This is a genomic window from Streptomyces sp. NPDC059564 (assembly GCF_042735575.1).
Lineage (GTDB): Bacteria > Actinomycetota > Actinomycetes > Streptomycetales > Streptomycetaceae > Streptomyces.
In genome coordinates this window covers 1-1,236 of record NZ_JBHWBP010000706.1, presented here as the reverse complement: position 1 = coordinate 1,236, position 1,236 = coordinate 1, and the positions used below count along the sequence as shown (strand labels likewise).

At 71.1% G+C, this 1,236-nt stretch carries 1 protein-coding gene; it reads right to left on the bottom strand.

Translation table 11 applies throughout. The features are described 5' to 3' along the window. Nucleotides 1-47 precede the first annotated feature (47 nt). Entirely contained in the window at nucleotides 48-1,073 is a 1,026-nt protein-coding gene (locus ACFV0Q_RS41810) for a 6-phosphofructokinase (RefSeq protein ID WP_385013358.1), read from the bottom strand. Between the last annotated feature and the right edge of the window lie 163 nt (nucleotides 1,074-1,236).

Sequence of the window (1,236 nt, the reverse complement as noted above, 5' to 3'; positions counted from 1 at the left end):
CCCGGACGCGATCGCGTCCGGGGGCGGCACTCAACAGGGGGGAAACATCACAGAACGTTCTGCGCCTCTTCGTACCGCTCGGCCGGGACGGTCTTGAGGGTCGATGTGGCCTCCGCCAGCGGCACCATCACGATGTCGGTGCCGCGCAGGGCCGTCAGCATGCCGAACTCGCCCCGGTGCGCCGCCTCCACCGCGTGCCAGCCGAAGCGGGTCGCGAGGACCCGGTCGTACGCGGTGGGCGTGCCGCCGCGCTGGACGTGGCCCAGGATCACCGGACGGGCCTCCTTGCCGAGCCGGGCCTCCAGCTCGACGGCGAGCCGGTTGCCGATGCCGGCGAACCGCTCGTGGCCGTACATGTCCGTACCGCCCTGCTCGAAGGCCATCGAGCCCTCGGCCGGCTTGGCACCCTCGGCGACCACGACGATCGCGAACCGCTTGCCCGCCGAGAACCGCTCGCCGACGATCGCCGTCAGCTCCTCGATGTCGAACGGGCGCTCCGGCACCACGATCGCGTGCGCGCCGGCCGCCATGCCCGAGTGCAGCGCGATCCAGCCGGTGTGGCGGCCCATGACCTCCACGACCATCACGCGCTGGTGGGACTCGGCGGTGGTCTTCAGCCGGTCCAGGGCCTCGGTGGCGACGCCGACGGCCGTGTCGAAACCGAACGTGACGTCGGTCGAGGCGATGTCGTTGTCGATGGTCTTCGGCACGCCGACGATCGGCAGCCCGGCCTGCGCGAGCAGGTGGGCGGCCTTCAGGGTGCCCTCGCCGCCGATCGGGATGATCGCGTCCAGACCGAGGTCGGCGACGTGGCCCCGGGCCCGCTCCACACCGTCGCGCAGGTGCGCGGGCTGGACGCGGGAGGACCCGAGGATGGTGCCGCCGAGGGCCAGGATGCCGCTCACGGCATCGAGGTCGAGCTTGCGGTAATCGCACTCCAGCAGACCCCGCCAGCCGTCGCGGAAGCCGATCACCTCGTCGCCGTGGTCGACGACGGCGCGGTGCACGACGGAACGGATGACGGCATTGAGGCCGGGGCAGTCGCCTCCGGAAGTGAGCACACCAATGCGCATGGCAGGAAGAACCTTTGCAACGTGGGCCGACGACCGGACCACGTCGTCCGGTTGGAACTGACCGCCAGCCTACAAGCGGATCCCCGGTGGACTGAACCATCCTCCACATGCTGGTCAGGCCGATCGTACGAAGACACGTCGGCCCGGGCCCCCACCGGGGGCC

Coding starts and splice junctions, on each gene's coding strand:
- ACFV0Q_RS41810 (WP_385013358.1), bottom strand. CDS start 1,073: ATGCGCATTGGTGTGCTCACTTCCGGAGGCGACTGCCCCGGCCTCAAT.